At 65.7% G+C, this 19,090-nt stretch carries 6 protein-coding genes (1 of these 6 cut by a window edge); 3 read left to right on the top strand and 3 right to left on the bottom strand.

What is annotated here, in order from left to right:
• Positions 1–10,453, bottom strand: partial view of a non-ribosomal peptide synthase/polyketide synthase gene (locus AC5Y7E_RS10355; protein WP_499948857.1) — the start only. 12,560 nt of this gene lie to the left of the window's left edge; the window shows 10,453 of its 23,013 coding nt (coding positions 1–10,453); the start codon lies at positions 10,451–10,453; its stop codon lies beyond the left edge, outside the window.
• Between the two features lie 28 nt (positions 10,454–10,481).
• Entirely contained in the window at positions 10,482–10,712 is a 231-nt protein-coding gene (locus tag AC5Y7E_RS10360; RefSeq protein WP_499948858.1) for an MbtH family NRPS accessory protein, read from the bottom strand.
• A 757-nt stretch (positions 10,713–11,469) separates the two neighbouring features.
• On the opposite strand from AC5Y7E_RS10360, the gene AC5Y7E_RS10365 reads away from it, so the two are divergent.
• From AC5Y7E_RS10365 to AC5Y7E_RS10375, 3 genes are read left to right on the top strand one after another with little or no spacing between them, the layout of a single operon-like run.
• Entirely contained in the window at positions 11,470–11,889 is a 420-nt protein-coding gene (locus AC5Y7E_RS10365; protein ID WP_499919849.1) for an MmpS family transport accessory protein, read from the top strand.
• The gene (locus AC5Y7E_RS10370; protein ID WP_499948860.1) at positions 11,886–14,810 is read left to right on the top strand and encodes an MMPL/RND family transporter; all 2,925 of its coding nucleotides are present in this window, start codon (positions 11,886–11,888) and stop codon (positions 14,808–14,810) included. The genes AC5Y7E_RS10365 and AC5Y7E_RS10370 overlap by 4 nt, the downstream gene beginning before the upstream one ends.
• Before the next feature lie 7 nt (positions 14,811–14,817).
• Positions 14,818–17,742: an MMPL/RND family transporter gene (locus AC5Y7E_RS10375; protein ID WP_499948861.1), complete on the top strand. Its 2,925-nt coding sequence runs from the start codon at positions 14,818–14,820 to the stop codon at positions 17,740–17,742.
• Positions 17,743–17,789: 47 nt separating this feature from the next.
• Here AC5Y7E_RS10375 and lipL read toward each other — a convergent pair whose 3' ends face one another.
• On the bottom strand, positions 17,790–19,076 hold the full coding sequence (lipL, locus tag AC5Y7E_RS10380) for an esterase/beta-lactamase LipL (RefSeq protein ID WP_499948863.1): 1,287 nt from the start codon (positions 19,074–19,076) through the stop codon (positions 17,790–17,792).
• Positions 19,077–19,090 lie beyond the last annotated feature (14 nt).

Here is a 19,090-nt window from a genome sequence, read left to right on the forward strand (position 1 = left end):
GCGTGTCGAGTTTGCCGTTGACGGTCAACGGCACGGCGTCGAGCACCACCACCGCGGCCGGGACCATGTAGGGCGGCACGCGCTCGGCCAGCTTCGCGCGCACCCGGGCGGGTTCGGCGGACCCGGTGATGTACGCGACCAGACGCTTGTCACCGGCGCGGTCCTCCCGCGCGATCACCACGGCCTGCTCGACCTCGTTCAGTTTGGCCAACGCCGCCTGGATCTCGCCCAACTCGATGCGATACCCGCGGATCTTGACTTGCTCGTCGGCGCGGCCCCGGTAGATCAGTTGCCCGTCACCACCCCAGGACACCAAGTCCCCGGTGCGGTACATCCGCTGCCCCGGTGCCCCGTCACCGGCGAACGGACAGGCCACAAACCGCGCGGCCGTCAGCCCCGCCCGGCGCGCATAGCCATACGAAAGTCCGGAACCGGCCACATACAACTCGCCGACGACGCCGACGGGTACCGGCCGTAGCCAGGTGTCGAGGACGAACAAAGCGGCCCCGGGCACCGGCGTGCCGATCGGAACCACGCCGGATCCCGCGCGCAGCGGCGCGCTGATCGACGCATACACCGTGGTTTCGGTCGGGCCGTAGCCGTTCATCATCAGCCGCCCCGGCGCCCACTGCTCGACCAGCTCGGCGGGGCAGGCCTCACCGGCCGCCATCAACGCCACGGAGTCCAGGCCCTCCCGCGACAGCATCGCGACCGCGGAGGGGGTTTGGCTCAGCACGGTGACCTGTTCGGCGATCAGCAACGCGTGCAGGTCTTCCGGCGACCGGACCACCGGCTCGGGGACCACGACCAGCCGCCCGCCGTGCAGAAGCGCACCCCAGATCTCCCACACCGAAAAGTCGAAGACCAGTGAATGACATTGGGTCCACACCTGCTCCGGCGCGAGCCGCAGGCCGATGTCGAGTGAGTCGAACAGGCGGACCACGTTGTGGTGGGTGACGGCAACGCCTTTGGGGACACCGGTCGTGCCCGAGGTGTAGATCAGATACGCGATGTCCTCGGGCGCCGGTGCCGGCAACGCGGTGCTGGGCCGGGCCGCGATACCCGCATCGGCCACGTCGATGACGGCCACGTCATGGCCGTCCACCCGCTCGGCCAGCTCTGCGGTGGTGACCACCGCAACCGGCGCGGCATCACCAAGCAAGAACTCGATGCGCGCCGCGGGCACCACCGGATCGATCGGCACATACGCCGCACCGGTCTTGAGCACCGCCACAATCGCCACGATCGCCTCCGCCGACCGCGACAACAACAACCCCACCCGCTCACCCGGACCAACACCCCGGTCCACCAACAGATGCGCCAACCGGTTAGACGCCTCGTCGAGCTCCCGATACGTCATCGACGAGCCCTCAAACGACAGCGCCACCGCCCCCGGCGCCCGCGCCACCTGCACAGCAAACAACGCCGGAATCGACACCCGCACAGTCGGATCGGGCCCAGCCAGCACCGCCCGATTACCGATCCGATCCAGGAGGGCGCGCTCGTCGGCATCCATCAGCTCGATCGAGGAAAGCCGCCGCGCCGGGTCGGCGGTCATAGCGGCCAACACCCGCCGCAACCGCTCGATCAGCGCGCCAATGGTTTCGGCATCGAACACGTCCGTGCGGAACTCGACCGCCCCGCCGATCCCCGCGGGCTCACCGGCTTCGCTCCAGCGTTCGGCCAACGAGAACGACAGGTCCATGCGGGCGGTGCGGGTGTCCGTCGGCACCGGGCTGACCTGCAGATCGTTCAACGCCAAGCCGGCGGCCGGGTCGCCGGCGAAGTTCTGCCAGGCCAACATCACCTGCACCAGCGGATGATGGGACCGGCTTCGGGCCGGGTTGAGCCGCTCCACCAGCACCTCGAACGGCACGTCCTGGTGCTCGAAGGCGGCCAGGCTGCGCTGGCGCACTCGAGCCAACAGTTCGGCAACCGTCGGATCACCGGACACGTCCACGCGCAGCACCAGCGTGTTGACGAATGACCCCACCAGCTCGTCCAGTGCGGGGTCGCGCCGCCCGGCGATCGGGAAGCCCACGGCCACATCGGAACTGGCGCTCATCTTCGCGAGCAGCACCGCCAGGGCGGCCTGCATCACCATGAAACCGGTCGCCTTGTGCTCCCCCGCCAGCCCAGCGACCCGCTGCTGCAACTCGGCCGGCCAATCCACCACCAACCGGGCCCCGCGGTAATCGGCCACCGCCGGATAGGGCCGATCGGTGGGCAACTCGAGCCGTTCGGGCAGCCCGGCCAACTGGTCTTCCCAGTAGGTCAGCTGCGCGGCGATCCGACTGTGCGGGTCCTGCAATTCACCGAATTGTTCGCGCTGCCATAGCGTGTAATCGACGTACTGCACCGGCAGCGGCGTCCAACTCGGGGGTCGTCCGGCACACCGACCGGCATAGGCCACCCCCAGATCACTGACCATCGGCGAGATCGACAGGCCGTCCGCGGCGATATGGTGCACCACGGCCACCAGCACGTGCTCCTCGTCGGCGACGCGCAAAAGCCTTGCTCGCAAAGGGATCTCAGAAGTGAGGTCGAACGGATCACGCACAACCGCGGCGACGGCCTGCTCCACCCGGCCGGCCGACCAACCGGTGGCATCCACGACCCGCCAACCAAAGTCGGCTTCCGCCACCGGGATCACCAGCTGCCGCGGAACGCCGTCCACCGACGGGAACAGTGTCCGCAGACTTTCGTGACGGCCCACCACATCGGCCAGCGCCGCACGCAGCGCCTCGGCGTTCAGGCGCCCGCTCAGCCGCAACGCCACCGCCATGTTGTACACCGCCGAAGGGCCCTGCAACTGGTCGATGAACCACAACCGATTCTGCGCGAACGACAACGGCACCACCTCGGGCCGCTCCATCGTCACCAGCGGCTGCAGCCCACCGCCTTCGCCGCCCAATTGCGGCGCCAACTGGGCCACGGTGGGCGCCTCGAACAAGGTGCGCACCGAAAGGTGGGTTTTCAGAGCCTTATTGGTCGCGGCGATGGCGCGCATCGCCGACAACGAATCGCCGCCCACATCGAAGAACGACTCATCGACGCCGACCCGGTCCAATCCCAAGACGTGCGCGAAGATTCCGGCCAGGATCTCCTCGACGGCAGTGGCCGGGGCCCGGTAATGATCGACATCGCCGTACTCCGGGGCCGGCAGCGCCCGCCGGTCGAGCTTGCCGTTGACCGTCAGCGGCAACGATTCCACCGCTACGATCGCCGCGGGCACCATGTATGCGGGCAGCCGCTCGGCCAACTCGGCACGAAGATCGGCCGGATCCGCGGTACCGGTGATGTAACCGACCAACCGCTTGTCGCCGGGACGGTCCTCCCGCGCGATCACCGCCGCCTGGTCGACACCATCGACGCCGGCCAGCGCGGCCTGCACCTCACCCAGCTCGATGCGATACCCGCGGATCTTCACCTGATCATCGGCACGACCCAGATACTGCAACTGCCCATCAGCGCCCCACCGCACCAGATCCCCGGTGCGATACATCCGTTGCCCCGGTCCGCCGAACGGACATGCCACGAACCGCGACGACGTCAACCCCGCCCGACGCGCGTACCCGTAGGCCAGCCCGGCACCGGCGACATACAGCTCACCCGCCACGCCGGCCGACACCCGGCGCAGCCCGGCGTCGAGCACGAACAACGCCGCCCCGGCCACCGGCGAACCGATGGGCACCACTGAAGAGCCCGGCTGCAACGGCGCACTGGCCGCCGCGTACACCGTCGCCTCGGTGGGGCCATAGGCGTTGATCATCACCCGACCCGGCGCCCACCGCTCCACCAGCTCTACCGGGCAGGCCTCACCGGCCACCACCAGCGCCGCCGACTCCAACCCCGCAGCCGACATGACCCCCACCGCCGAGGGCGTCTGGTTCAGAACGGTCACCTGTTCGCGAATCAGCAAGGCGTGCAGGTCATCCGCTGACGCGGCCACCTCATCGGGCACCACGACCAGCCGCCCGCCATGCAACAACGCCCCGAAGATCTCGTACACCGACACGTCGAACACGAGCGAATGCCATTGCGACCACACCCGCCCGGGCCCCACCGCCAGGCCGCCGGCCGCGGCGGTCAACAATCCGGTGACGCTGCGATGTGCGACTGCCACCCCTTTGGGCACACCGGTGGTCCCCGAGGTGTAGATCAGGTAAGCGACATCATCCGGGGCCGGCATCGCCGGCAACCCGGTGCCGGCTTCGCGTCCCACAGCCGGATCATCGACATCGACGACCGCCACTGCGGATCCGTCCAGTCGGTCCGCAAGCGCCCCCGTCGTCAGCGCGGCGACGGGCTTCGCGTCGGCCACCATGAACTCGATCCGCGCCACGGGCAGGGCGGGATCGATCGGCAGATAGGCCGCCCCGGACTTGAGCACCGCCAGGATCGCCACGATCGCCTCGGCCGAGCGCGGCACCAACAGCGCCACACACTCCGCCGGGCCCGCGCCCAATCCGATCAGCAAGTGCGCCAAGCGATTCGAGGCCTCGTCAAGCTCCCGGTACGAGATTGAGCGCCCGTCACAGGTCAACGCCAACGCTTCCGGCGTTCGCGTGACCTGCGCGGCGAACAACTCGGGAATCGACACCGACGCCGTCGGGCGGCCCAGCACCGCACGATTGCCCCACTCGTCCAGCCCGACCCGCTCATCCTCATCGAGCAGATCAATCGACAACAGTCGCCGAGCGGTATCGGCGGTCATGGCCGACAGCACCGTCCGCAACCGCGCGAACAGCGACTCGACCCCGGCCGCGTCGAACATGTCGGCGTCGTACTCGACGCGCAAGCCCAGTTCGGGGCCTGGAATGGCAGCGACCGCCAGCGGGTAGTGGGTGGATTCGTGCATGGCGAACCGGGTGATGGCCAGCTCATGGCCGCCAACCAACGCGGCGGTGTCCACCGGGTAGTTTTCGAAGACGAACAAGGTGTCGAACAACTGGTCGTGTCCGGTGGCGCGGTGGATCTCGGCCAGCGCCAGATGCTGGTGCTCCACCGTGTGGTTGTTGAAATCTTGCAGCTGATCCAGCAGGTCGGCGCCCGTGGTTGCCGCGGTGATGCGTGCCCGCATCGGCACGGTGTTGATCAGCAGCCCCACCATCGAATCCGCACCGGCCAATTCCGCCGGCCGCCCCGACACCGCGGTACCGAAGGCCACATCGTGCTGGCCGGTCAACCACACCAACATCTGCGCCCACGCGGCCTGCAGCACGACGGCGACGGTGGTGTGCTGCGTGCGCGCCAACTCGCCGATGGCACGGGTGAGCTCCGCAGAGATCCAAAACGATTGAACGCCTGGCGGTCCCGGCTCTGACCGCCCTGGCGGACTCACCAAGGTCGCGGCCTCGAGACCTGCCAGCACCCCACGCCAGGCGGCGTGGGCCGCCTCGCGATCCCGTTCGGCCAGCCAGCCGACGAAGTGGCGATACGACGGTGCCGCGGGCAACTGGCGTCCGTAATAGCCGGCGAAGACTTCGGCCATCAGGATGGGCAACGACCAGCCATCCAGGACGATGTGATGATTGGTCAGCACCAATCGGTGCCGGTCTTCCGCGGTGCGAAGCAACACCGCCCGGAAGGACGGCGGGTCGGTCAGGTCGCACACCGCGACCCGTTCGGCCGCACCAATCTCTTCGACCCATTCGTCGACGTCCAAGTCAACGCCGTCCAAGTCGATGTACCGCCACGGCAGCACGGGATCGGCCGGGATGATCTGCACCGGCTCGTCGAAATCTGCGCAGAATCGGGCCGCCAGGTTGGGATGCCGGGTCATCACGTTGTGCAGCGCCTCGCGTAGCCGACCCTGGTCCAGGGGGCCGCTGAAAGTGATGTCCAGCTGGACCGCGTACACATCGCGGCCGCCCTGGGCGCTGCTGGTGTGGAACAGCAGCCCCTGCTGCAAAGGGGTCAACGGCAACACGTCGGCGATGCGGTACCGCTCCTGCAGCTCATCGAGCTGGGATTGAGTCAACCGAGCGGGGGCGAAATCTGATGGCGTCCAACCACCCCCGCCACCGCGAACGTGCGCACATATCCCGGCCAGGGCCTCAAACCACAACCGGCCAAGCCGGTCGACCTGTTCGCGATCCACGGCCGACGGGGCCCATGTCCAGTTCGCGTGCAGCCGCGGGCCGGATTCGGTGTCCACCGTGCCGGCGTTGAGCTCCACGGTGTGCGACATCGGCATCGCCATCGGCATGCCCGCGACCGCGCCGCTCAGCGACAGTCCGTCCCGGCGCACCCGCCACACATCGTCGAATACCTCGGCCGCCGGACCCAGTCGGCCCAGATAGTTGAACCCGATCGCCGGGCTGGGGCCAACCAGCTCGACATCGGGATTCAAGTAGCGCAGCAAGCCGTAACTCAACGGATCCGGTAGGGCGCGCAGCTGCTCCTTGGCGTCCTTGACCAGCGCCCCCAACCCCGCCTCGCCGGCGACCACTTGGCCCCACGTCAGCCCTGAAACACTCAGCGCCGCAGGGTATTTGGTGGTGAACCAGCCCACCGTGCGGGTCAGGTCCACATCGGCGGCCAGCTCCTCGTGGCGCCCGTGGCCCTCGACGTCGATGCCGATCGGCGCGGCAGGGCGCCCGCAAAACTCCGCGACCGCCAGCGCGAACGCGATCAGCAAGATGTCGTGGACTCCGGCATGAAACGCCGTCGGCACCTCGCCGAGCAGGACCCGGGTGGTCTCGGCGTCCAGCGACAGCGACAAGTGACTGGCCGCGGCAAAAATATCCGCCCCGGGCTGCACCGCGGGCAACACCGCGGGCGTGGCCGCCACCTGGCGCCATGCCTCGACCTGCTCCACCACCGCGGGGCTTAGGGCGTGCTCCGCCAGCAGCGACGACCACCGGGCAAACGAGGTGCCCGCCGCTGGCAGAGCTATCGGCTGCCCACCGCGACGCTGGATCCACGCGAGGTTGAGGTCTTCCAGCAGGATCCGCCACGACACCCCGTCAACGGCCAGGTGGTGAATGACCAACGCCAATTCGCCCGTCGGGCCGGCCCACAGCGCACTGAGAATCACCCCGGCGGCCGGGTTCAGCCGCGACCGGGCCTCGGCCATCGCCTCCTCGGACAACACGTCCACCGTTCGCAGGCAATCGCCGGCATCCACCGACCCGGGTTCGGCAACCTCCAGCAACCAGTTTCCGGCGCCGTCGTCGTCAGCGCGCAGCCGCAACATGGCGTGGCGATCCAGCAGCGCCTGCAACATGGCCACCACATCGGGTTCGCTCACCCCGGCCGGGGCATGCACCACCACGGTCTGGTTGAACTGCTCGACCGGGCCACCGACGTCCCGCAGCGACCGCATGATCGGCGTCGCGATGACCGGCCCGACACCCTCGTCGATGCGGCCGGCTTCGCCGCTGGCCACCACGGCGACCCTGGCCAGTCGGGCCACCGTCTGCTCGACGAATACATGCCGGGGCCGAAACACCAGGCCGGCCGCCCGCGCCCGGGCCACCACCTGCATCGACAGAATGCTGTCCCCGCCCAGCTCGAAGAACGACTCGTCAACCCCGACCCGCTCGAGCCCCAGCACCTGGGCGTAGATCCCAGCCAGGATCTCCTCGGTGGCGCCGGCGGGCGCCCGGTAATGTCTGCCGTCCTGGTACTCCGGCGCCGGCAGCGCTCGGACATCGAGCTTTCCGTTGGTCGTCAGGGGCAGCGCGTCGAGGGGCACCACCGCGGTCGGCACCATGTAGGCAGGCAGCCGCTCCGCCAGCTTCGCGCGGACGGTGGCCGGGTCGGCGATGCCGGTGACGTAGCCGACCAGACGTTTGTCGCCGGGGCGGTCCTCCCGGGCGATCACCGCCGCCTGCTCGACCCCGTCCAGGCCGGCCAACGCCGCCTGCACTTCCCCCAACTCGATGCGATACCCGCGGATTTTGACCTGCTCGTCGGCGCGCCCGACATACCGCAACTGCCCGTCAACGCCCCAACACACCAGGTCACCGGTGCGATACATGCGCTGCCCCGCGCCCCCGAACGGACACGCCACAAAGCGCGACGCGCTCAAGCCCGCGCGGTCCAAATATCCGTAGGCCAGCCCGTCGCCGGCCACGTACAACTCACCCACCGCACCGGCGGGCACCGGATGCAACCACCCGTCCAGCACGAACAGGGCCGCGCCGGGCACCGGTGCGCCGATCGGCACCGACCCTGCGCCCGCCGACCCGGCCTCGAGCGGCGCGCTGATCGCCACGACCATCGTCGTCTCGGTCGGACCGTAGGCATTGCGCATCGTGCGCCCCGGCGCCCACCGCTCCACCAACTCGGCGGGGCACGGCTCGCCGGCCACCGCCACCGCCATCGATCCCAAGCCCTGCGGCGACAGCACCCCCAGGGCGGACGGGGTGCGGGCGAGCGCGTCGACGTGCTCGCTCACCAGCAACGCGTGCAGGTCGTCCGGGGAGCTGGCCACCTCTTCGGGCACCACCACCAGCCGTCCGCCACCCAGCAGCGAACCGAAGATCTCCCACACCGAGGAGTCGAACCCGTACGAATGACATTGCGTCCACACCCCGGGCCGGGGCAGGTAGGCATCGAGCACCTCGAGCAGCTGGGTGACGTTGCGGTGGCTCACGGCCACCCCCTTGGGCACACCGGTGGTGCCCGACGTGTAGATCAGATAGGCGATGTCATCGGGTGCGGGAGCCGGTAAGGCCGTGTCCGGGCAGGTCGCGATCAGGGGGTCGTCGACATCGACAACGCGAAGGCCGCATCCGTCCAACCGTGGGCGCAGGTCCGCCGAGGCGACCGCGACGATCGGCGCGGCATCGTCGACCATGAATTTGATGCGCGCGTCGGGGTGCGCGGGGTCGATAGGCACATATGCCGCACCGGTTTTGAGAACCGCCAGCATCGCGAGGACCGTCTTGGCCGAGCGCGCCAGCAGCAACGCCACCCGCTGTCCGGGACCCACGCCGTCGGCGGCCAAGAGATGAGCCAGCCTGTTGGACGCCTCATCCAGCTCTTGATAGGACATCGAGCGGCCGTCGTACGTCAGCGCTAACGCCTCCGGGGCGAGGGCGGCCTGCGCAGCAAACAACGCCGGAATCGAAACCGGCGTGCTCAGCGGCCGAGTCAACACCCCCTGGTTGCCCCAACCACCCAACCGATCGTGCTCGGTGGCGTCCAGCAGGTCGATCGTCGAGAGCCGCCGCGTCGGGTCGGCGGCCATGGCGGCCAAGACCCGTTCCAACCGTCTCGCGAGATCACGAACCTGGAAGTTCCAGGATGACTGCCCATTGGACGCTGTGCTGAGGAAGAGGTCGTCACCCGAGCTGGAAAACATGAGGCCGAAGCCGTCGACGACGCCGCTGTTGGTCAACGAAGCCGAAGCCGCGACACCGCCGAACGGCAGGGTGAATCGAGACGGGAGAAAGTTGACGGTCACCCTGTCGAATGACCGCCCATGCCCTCGAGCTTTGCGCTCGAGGGCTTCCACCGGAAACCTTTGGTGCTGCACCGCTTCCCGTATTCGGGTGTCCACGTATCCGCAGAATTCGGCAACCGTGGACGCGGGCGACAGCCTCAGCACCAGGGGCACAACTCCGGCCACCATCCCCGGCAGCGTTTTCGACTCCGGACGCACGCGCCTGCTGACGGGAAAGTCGAGTACCACCTCTGACGCATCCGCGTGGTACCCGCGGATCAGAAGCGCGCATGCCGCGGTGACGACCGATGAGCGAGGCACATTCCACGCACGGCATAACTCGTCGATACGCCGAATTGTCAACGGGTTCAACCGAACCGGGTCAGAAGGCGGCTCCGCCTGCCGCTCGCCGCCGGGTTGGGGCAAGCGATGTTGCTCTCCGCTTTCCGCCGGAAGGTTCTGCGTCCAGTAGTCCTGGTCCTCCAGATATTCCTTGGACGCCTCGTATTCGTGCTCGCAGTCGACCAAGTCCTGCAAGGAACCCAGGAGGGCGCCGGGGATGGGCGCCCCGGAGACAACCGCAGAGTAGACGGCCGCAAGCCGCTGGCCGATCAGCGCTATGCCGGACCCATCCAGGACGATGTGGTGGACGCACCAGAACAGATAGAACTCATCGCGGCGCACCTGAAAAAGTGCGAATTTGAACAGCGGCCCGGTAAAGGGCATCGGCGTGCTCTGTATGGACGACGCGATCCGTTGGGCTTCGTCTAGCGAATCGCTCGAGCAGGTCAGGTCATAGAAGTCGACCTTGACGTCCGGGTAATCGATCACGCTTTGCACAACTTGGCCGTCAACCTCGAAGAAGGCGGCCCGCAGTGGCTCGGCCTCGCTTACGGATCGGCGGATCGCCCACTCCAGGGCTTCACGTTCAATCGGGCCCTCGAACTTCACGAACAGGCCCAACTGCCATGCCGTGCCCAGCTGACCCGTCTCCTGCGCAAGCCAAATCTCGAGTTGACCCCGCGTCAGCGGAAGTGCCCGGTCCCCAAGCACCATCGACTCCTTTAAGTAACAGAGCTGCTGATCAGAAGGCCGGCCCGCTGGGATGATTCAACGGCCGCGTAGTGCTCCGGTTTTGTTCGATGGAAGCGAGACACGAAGTGCGCTTCGCCGTGCCGGAGGCCGGGCGACAGCCGGTCGGGACTCCGCCCCACAGACTGTGGTGCTCCACCTTGCTGCCCAAGACCAGAAAGCTCCCCGTACGGCCGTCGAACCGATCAATCCTCAATAGTTCCCCTAGCCGCCCGAAGGGCAAGGTATGTGAAACCGCTCCAAACCATAGTGGAGGTCAACACGCCCTGTGCGGGTTTCGGCAAACATTCTGGCGTAGCTCTAAGAACCGTGGCGGAACAAGCGCACCCGGCCAGCCAACGGGGTCCTGAAGTGCAGCGATCGGCTGACTGCAACTCTTATTTACGGACCTGTAAGGGGCGCCGCGGCAGCGCCCAAACGTTCGCTGACCGGCCGTCAGGGTTCGCCGTCGCGGCAGCCCGTCCCCCGAGTCCGAATTGGTGTGAACCATGTCGGCGCGCCGCGCCCGCGGGCCCAGACGGCGGTACCCTTCGCGGGCGTACTGTGCATTACGATCCAATATCGCGTTGAGAAAGTGCCGATACGGAGACCACGCACGTGGTTTACTCGTCAGAATCAGGTCGCGGTCCCTGATGCGCTGCACATTTGAGGTGATCGCCGCACGGCTAACCTGCGGCGTCCATGCTCGAAGTGCTTGCTCTTTGGTGGACCGCGATTGATGTGTAGGTTGCAAGTTCGAACAACTGACATACGCCAGTGTGGACGCGGGTGGAAGGTTGGATGCGATGGTCGAGCAGGGGGTGCGAGACGTTGCTGGAGCCGACTCCGATGTCGCTGACACGGCTCCCTTGCACACTGGACAGGAGTCCGGCAGCCGAGGCGGCCTCCCGCGACGTGCGGGCCGGCCTCCCGCTGCGCCACCAACGCTGAGCGGGTCTCGGGAGATCCGCCGAACTCGGGGGTTTTCGATTTTCAAAGTTCTGGGGCGGCTGTGGGTGCCGCTGGTCATTCTCGCCGTGGTCGTTGCAGGAGGCTTCACTGTGTCCCGACTGCACGGCATCTTCGGCTCCGAGAAGCAACTCTCGTATTCCGACACCAGGGCCGGTGATTCCAAGCCCTTCAACCCCAAGCATCTGCGATACGAGGTTTTCGGCCCGCCGGGGACCGTGGCCGCCATCAGCTACTTCGACGTCAATGGCGAACCCCAACACCTCAAGGAAGTAAGCTTGCCGTGGTCTCTGGAGTTCGCGATCAACACGGCAACGTCGGCCGGAAACGTTGTGGCTCAAGGCGATACGAACAGCATCGGCTGTCGCATTCTCGTCGATAACGTGGTGAAAGCCGAAAAGACTACTCACGAAACGGCCGCCTTCACCTTCTGCCTGCTGAAGGCAGCATGAGCCGGCCACAATTGCGCGACGAGCAGCAGTTGCGCGACGAGCAGGCCAGGCCCCCCTTCGCTCCGCGGACCATCCGTCGATTCTCGGTGCCGATCATTTTGGCCTGGGTGGCGCTCGTCGTATTAATGGGCATCACCATCCCTTCGTTGGAGAAGGTCGAGCAGACCCATTCAATGTCGTTGGATCCCAGCGATGCGCCCTCCTTCAAAGCGTCGAAGCGCATCGGCGACAAATTCAAGGAAAGCAATTCCGGCAGCGGCGCGATCATCGTCCTAGAGGGACAGGAGCCGCTCGGCGACGCTGCACACAGCTACTACAACAACATCATTCGTCAGCTGCAGGCCGATCCGAAACACGTGCAGCACATCCAGAATTTCTGGGGCGATCCGCTTACGGCGGGCGCTGCGCAGAGCGCCGACGGTAAGGCCGCTTATGTGCAAGTCGCCGTGCGCGGCAACCCGGGCACGAGCGAGGCAAACGAGTCGACCCTGGCCCTCGAGAACATCGTCGCCCGCACACAGGCGCCGCCGGGTGTCAAGGCGTATGTCACCGGACCCGCGGCGATCGTTGCGGATATGGGCCACAGTGGTGACCGCACGGTCATCCTCATCACCGCGGTGAGCCTCGCGGTCATCTTCATCACGCTGCTGCTGGTCTACCGATCGATCGTCACCGTCATCGTGTTGTTGCTGATGGTCGGGATAGAACTGCAAGTGGCCCGGGGAATTGTGGCATTCCTCGGCGATCACGGAGTCATCGGCCTTACGACTTTCGCCGTTAATCTGCTGGTGTCAATCGGGATCGCGGCGGGAACCGACTACGGCATCTTCTTCTTCGGCCGATATCATGAGGCGCGTCAGGCCGGCGAGGACCGGGAAGCGGCCTATTACACGACTTACCACGGCACCGCAAAGATTGTTTTAGCCTCCGGTTTGACCATCGCCGGCGCACTCTTCTGCCTTAAATTCACCCGGCTCCCCCATTTCCAGGCTCTCGCGATTCCCTGTGCGCTCGGCGTGGTGGTTGCCGTCGCGGTCGCCCTCACGCTTGTTCCCGCCGTTCTCCATGTGGGGAGCCGTTTCGGCCTCTTCGACCCGAAGCGACGGATTACGGCGCATCGATGGCGGCGGATCGGCACCTCGATCGTTCGGTGGCCGGCGCCCATTCTCCTCGCGACTTTGGCGGTCGCGCTCATCGGGCTGTTGACGCTGCCGGGCTACCGGCCGAGCTACAACGACATGAACTACATCCCGAAGAACATCCCCGCCGCGCAGGGCTTCGCCGCCGCGAAGCGGCATTTCCCGCCGTCGCGGATGATGTCGCCCGAGGTTCTGATGGTGGAGTCCGATCACGATCTGCGAAACTCGGCGGACGCACTGGTATTGGACAAGCTCGCCAAGGGCGTCCTCGCGGTTCCAGGCATTTCCACCGTGCAGGGTCTGACGCGGCCGGAAGGCACGCCGATCGCGCACACTTCGATACCGTTCATGATCGGCATGCAGAACGCGGCACAGCTCGAGATCATGCCGTTCCAGAAGGAACGCATGAACGACATGCTCGTGCAGGCCGACGAACTGGCCAAAATGATCGCGCTCATGCAGCACATGTACAGCCTGATGCAACAGCTGATGACGACCACTCATCACATGGTCGGCGAGACGCACGACATGCAGGCGATCACCAATGAGATGCGTGATCACATTTCGGATTTCGAGGACTTCTGGCGGCCGATCCGCAGCTACTTCTACTGGGAGAAGCACTGCTACGACATTCCGATCTGCTTTTCTCTGCGATCCATCTTCGACACACTCGACGGCGTCGACGAAATTACCGACAAGTTGAGAGATCTGGTCGCGGATCTCGATCAGATCGACCTGATCATGCCGCAGATCGTTGCGCAGTTCCCGACGATGATCGGGACCATGCAGAGCATGCGAACCATGATGCTGACCATGCACAGCACCATGTCCGGGATGTTTTCATCGATGGACGAGGCCGCCGGTAACTCGACCGCCATGGGCAAGGCTTTCGACGCCGCGAAGAACGACGACTCTTTCTATATCGCGCCCGAGGTATTCAAGAATGCGGACTTCAAACGGGTACTGGACATTTTCGTGTCGCCGGACGGCAAGGCCGCTCGGATGCTCATCACCCAGAAGGCCGATCCCGCGTCGCCCGAGGGCATCGGGAGGGTCGACGCGATAAAGAGTGCGGCCGAGGAGGCGCTCAAGGGGACTCCGCTGGAATCCGCCAGGGTTTACCTCACCGGTACCGCCGCCTTCACGAAGGACATCATCGACGGATCCAAATACGATCTGCTGATCGCGGGGGTCGCGGCCGTCTGCCTGATCTTCATCATCATGCTGATCGTGACGCGAAGTTTCGTCGCCGCGTTGGTCATCGTGGGAACGGTTCTGCTGTCGCTCGGTGCATCCTTCGGGTTGTCCGTGCTGGTCTGGCAGTACTTACTCGGCATCCAGATACACTGGCTCGTCCTCATCATGGCCGTGCTGGTACTGCTGGCGGTGGGGTCGGACTACAACCTGTTGCTGGTAGCGCGAATGCAAGAGGAATTGGGCGCCGGCATCAAGACGGGCATCATCCGCGCGATGGGCGGTACCGGCAAGGTCGTGACAAACGCCGGCCTGGTGTTCGCGTTCACCATGGCATCAATGGTCGTCAGCGACCTGGTCATCATCGGCCAGATCGGCACGACGATCGGGCTGGGTCTGCTGTTCGACACGCTGATCGTGCGTGCGTTCATGACCCCGGCCATCGCCGCGCTGCTGGGACGCTGGTTCTGGTGGCCGCAGCGGGTACGTCCCCGACCCGCTAGCGCCTTGCTTCGGCCGACGGGGTCCCGTCCGTTGGTGCGCGCCCTGCTGAAACAGCCGCCCGTCGGTAGCGGAATTCCCAGCTGATCGCCGCATGAGTACCAAATACTCTCGGGAGCCCGCCCTGGCGCGGATGATCCGCAGGCTGTCCGTGCCCATCATCTTGGCGTGGGTGGCGCTGGCTGCGGTGGTGACCCTGGCGGTTCCCTCGCTGGAGCATGTCGGGCAGAAGCATTCCGTGCCGCTGGCTCCCCAGGACGCGCCGGCGGTGCAGGCCATGAAGCGGATGGGCCGGGATTTCAAGGAATCCGACTCCGACAGTTTCGCGATGGTCGTCCTCGAGGGGCAGCAGCCACTCGGCCCCGATGCTCACACGTACTACGACAAACTGGTTCGCGATCTGAGGGCCGATCCGAAGCATGTTCAGCATGTGCAGGATCTGTGGGGAGATCGACTCACGGCCGGGGGTGCCCAAAGCCCCGACCGTATGGCCACCTACGTGCAGGTCAATCTGGCGGGCAACCAGGGCACCACCCTGGGGCAGGAATCGGTGGCCGCGGTCCGCGATATCGTGAATCGAACGCCGCCGCCACCAGGCGTCAAGGCTTATGTCACCGGTCCCGCAGCGCTCGTTTCGGATATGCAGCGAAGCGGTGACCGATCCATCCTGAAGATGACCGCGATAGGCGCCGTAATCATCTTCGTGGTACTGCTTTTCGTCTATCGGTCGGTCATCACCGTGGTTCTGTTGCTGGCCACGGTGGGAGTCGAAGTGCTGGCGGCCCGGGGAATCGTCGCATTTCTCGGTGACCACAACATCCTGGTGCTCTCGACGTTTGCGACCAGCCTGCTCACGGCCCTGGCGATGGCCGCCGGGACCGACTACGCCATCTTTTTCCTCGGGCGATATCAGGAGGCCCGTCATTCGGGCCAGCACCCGGAAACGGCTTACCACACCACGTACCGCGGGGTCACCCCCGTCGTCTTGGGATCTGGTTTGACGATCGCCGGGGCGATCATGTGCCTGAGTTTTACCCGGATGCCGATCTTCCAGACCATGGGCATGCCGTGCGCAGTGGGCATGGTCGTCGCGGTCGTGGTGGCGCTCACGCTGGTGCCGGCGGTTTTGACCTTCGGGAGCGGGTTCGGTCTGTTCGACCCCAAGCGTGCGATCGGTTACGGCCGCTGGCGCCGGATCGGCACCGCGATCGTCCGATGGCCCGGCCCGATTCTCGTGGCAACCATCGCGATCGCGCTGATCGGCCTGGTGACCCTCCCGGGCTATAGAACGAGCTACAACGACAAGCTCTACATCCCTAAAGACATTCCGGCGAACGTCGGGTACGCGGCCGCGGATCGGCACTTTTCGCAATCCCGGATGATGCCCGAGATTTTGCTTCTCGAATCGAATCACGACCTGCGTAACCCGGCGGACTTTCTGGTGTTGCACAAGGTCGCGAAGGCGATTTTCCGCGTTCCGGGCATTTCGCGGGTGCAGGGCATAACCCGGCCCGAGGGCACGCCAATCGAACACACCTCGATTCCGTTTTTGCTCAGTTTGAAAAACGCGACTCAGATGCAATACCAGCAATACATGCAGATGCGTGCCGATGACATGCTCAAGCAGGCAGACATCATGACGGCGCAGATCGCCACGATGAAGCACCTGTATGCATTGCAATCGCAACTCACCGACATCACGCATCACTCGATCACCGTCACTGCGGAAATGGTCGGCGTTGTGCACGACTTGAGGGACCACGTTTCGGACTTTGAAGACTTCTTCCGACCGATTCGCAGCTACTTCTACTGGGAGAAGCATTGTTACGACATCCCGATATGCAACTCGCTCAGAGCGATCTTCGACACGCTCGACGGTGTCGACGAGCTCAGCGACAAGATGGACGACCTTACTAAGGATCTCCTAAATCTGGACGCCCTGTTGCCGCAGCTGCTGCAGCAATTTCCGCCGCTGATCGCGTTCGCGGAAGACGCCAGGAACATGATCCTGAAGATGCACAGCACCATGGCCGGGATGCTCGGCGGGATGGATGAATCGACCTCAAACGCCGCCGCCATGGGACAGGCGTTCGACCAGGCTAAGAACGACGATTCGTTCTATCTGCCGCCGGAAGTTTTCGACAACGCCGACTTCAAGAAGGCGATGGAGTCGTTCTTGTCCCCGGATGGAAAAGCGGCGCGGTTCATCATCTCGCACCGGGGCGACCCCGCCACGCCCGAGGGCATCGCGAGGATCGACAAGATCAAGACGGCCGCAGAGGAGGCGCTCAAGTCGACGCCCCTCGAGAGTGCCAACGTCTATCTCGCCGGGACGGCGTCGACATTCAAAGATTTCCACGACGGGGCGAAATACGACCTGTACATCGCGGGAATCGGTGCGCTGTGCCTCATTTTCATCATCATGCTGGTCCTCACCCGAAGCTTTGTGGCCGCGCTGGTGATCGTCGGGACGGTGGCGCTGTCCCTGGGCGCGTCGTTCGGCCTGTCGGTGCTGATTTGGCAGTACGTTCTGGGCTTCAAACTGCACTGGATGGTGCTTCCGATGTCCGTCATCGTCCTGTTGGCGGTCGGATCTGACTACAACCTGCTGCTGGTGTCCCGAATGAAAGAGGAAATAGGCACCGGGATCAATACCGGCATCATCCGTGCGATGGCGGGCACCGGCAAAGTGGTGACGAATGCCGGCCTGGTCTTCGCTTTCACCATGGCCTCGATGGCGGCGAGCGATCTGCGCATCATCGGTCAGGTCGGCACCACCATCGGTCTGGGGCTGCTGTTCGACACGTTGGTGGTTCGCTCGTTCATGACGCCGACCATCGCGGCGCTGCTCGGACGGTGGTTCTGGTGGCCACAGATCGTTCGAACCCGTCCGCCCAGCCGGATGCTTCGCTCCCGGCCACCGCGGCCGGTCGTGCGCGAACTGCTCGGGGAGAGGTTCGGCGGCGACGACGCGGTCACCGCCCCGATTCCGAGGCCCTCGAGGCTTCCGTCCTACTAGTCAGGGGCCGCCTGGTACAGGGCGCGTTCCAACGCCCGTGATCAGGGTCAGCCCGCGACCGCTCCAGGCTCGAAGTAGGGCGCACCGTATTCGGTGACCGGTTCGAAACCCCGCTTGCGCGCTTTCTCGGCGGCCTTGCGGATCAGCGCATAGATCCCGACGAACGCCGCGTGATCGGTCATCACAAACGGTGTCAGCAGCCGGTTGTGCACCAGCGAGAAGGCCACTCCGCTTGAGGGATCGGTCCAGCCGAGGGAACCACCCAGGCCGACATGTCCGAAGCCGGGCATCACATTACCGAGCGGCAAGCTGTGGTAGCCCAGGTGGAAAGCCAATGGCACGTAGAGGTTTCGGTCCGGGCGCAGGCTCCGCTCCCCGGTCAGACCCGCGACCAGCTGACGGGACAGGAAACGCGTTCCGTCAACCTCGCCGCCGTTGGCGATCGCGCCGTACATCCGGGCCAGCCCGCGCGCCGTCGCTACCCCGTTGGCCGCCGGGATCTCCGCGTCCAGCAGCGGAGTGTCGCCTCGGACGGCGGCCGTCAGACCTTTGAAGTACATCGACCGGTACGCCCCGGACAACTCGTTGGCGACCCTGCGAGTCACGTAACCCAGGACAGGATTTCCGATCATGCTCTGCGGGCCGATGATCTCGGCGACCCGGGTCGGCGCCTCAACCGGCGGCCGGCCGAGGTGCAGACCGTCTGTGCCCAACGGCTGGGCAAGTTCCTCGCGGATCAGCGTGCCCATGCCCTTGCCCGTCACGGCGCGGCCCAGGCCCGACATCAGCCAGCCGAACGTCAGCGCATGGTATGCCGATTTGCCCAGTAGGCGGCCGGGAGCCGCCGCGGCCAGCTTTTCCTCCATCACGACGTGATCGAGCAGTTCGTCCACGGTGGCGCCTCGTAGGCCCGACAGGCCGGCCTGGTGACGCATAACCTGCCGCACCGTCAGGTCGGCCTTGCCGTTCGCCCCGAATGCCGGCCAATACTCGGCGACGGGAGCTTCGTAATCGATCAGCCCGCGGTCCGCGAGCCGGTGGATGACGGTCGCGGCCATCCCCTTGGTCGCCGAGAAAACCATCGGGGCGGTGTCGGCCGTCCACGGCCGCCGTCCGGCGCGGTCGGCCCACCCCGCCCAGACGTCCACGACGGGTTGGCCGTCGAGATACACGGCCAGCGCGCCGCCGCCGAAACGGCGGGCGGGGAACATGCTGGAAAAGCTGCGAACGACGCATCCGAAGTGTGAGTCCGCCGCGCCGGACACACGATGACCCGCGTCGAGGTCGTCGTGGACAGGGACCGCGCGGCGATCGACTCGGGTTTCCACCGTCACATTTTCGAATTTAC

This window comes from Mycobacterium sp. NGS17 (assembly GCF_059813205.1).

Excerpts from the sequence above, each read along its gene's own strand:
- AC5Y7E_RS10370 (WP_499948860.1), top strand. The coding sequence starts at position 11,886 with ATGAGCCGGCCACAATTGCGCGACGAGCAGCAGTTGCGCGACGAGCAG.
- AC5Y7E_RS10375 (WP_499948861.1), top strand. The coding sequence starts at position 14,818 with ATGAGTACCAAATACTCTCGGGAGCCCGCCCTGGCGCGGATGATCCGC.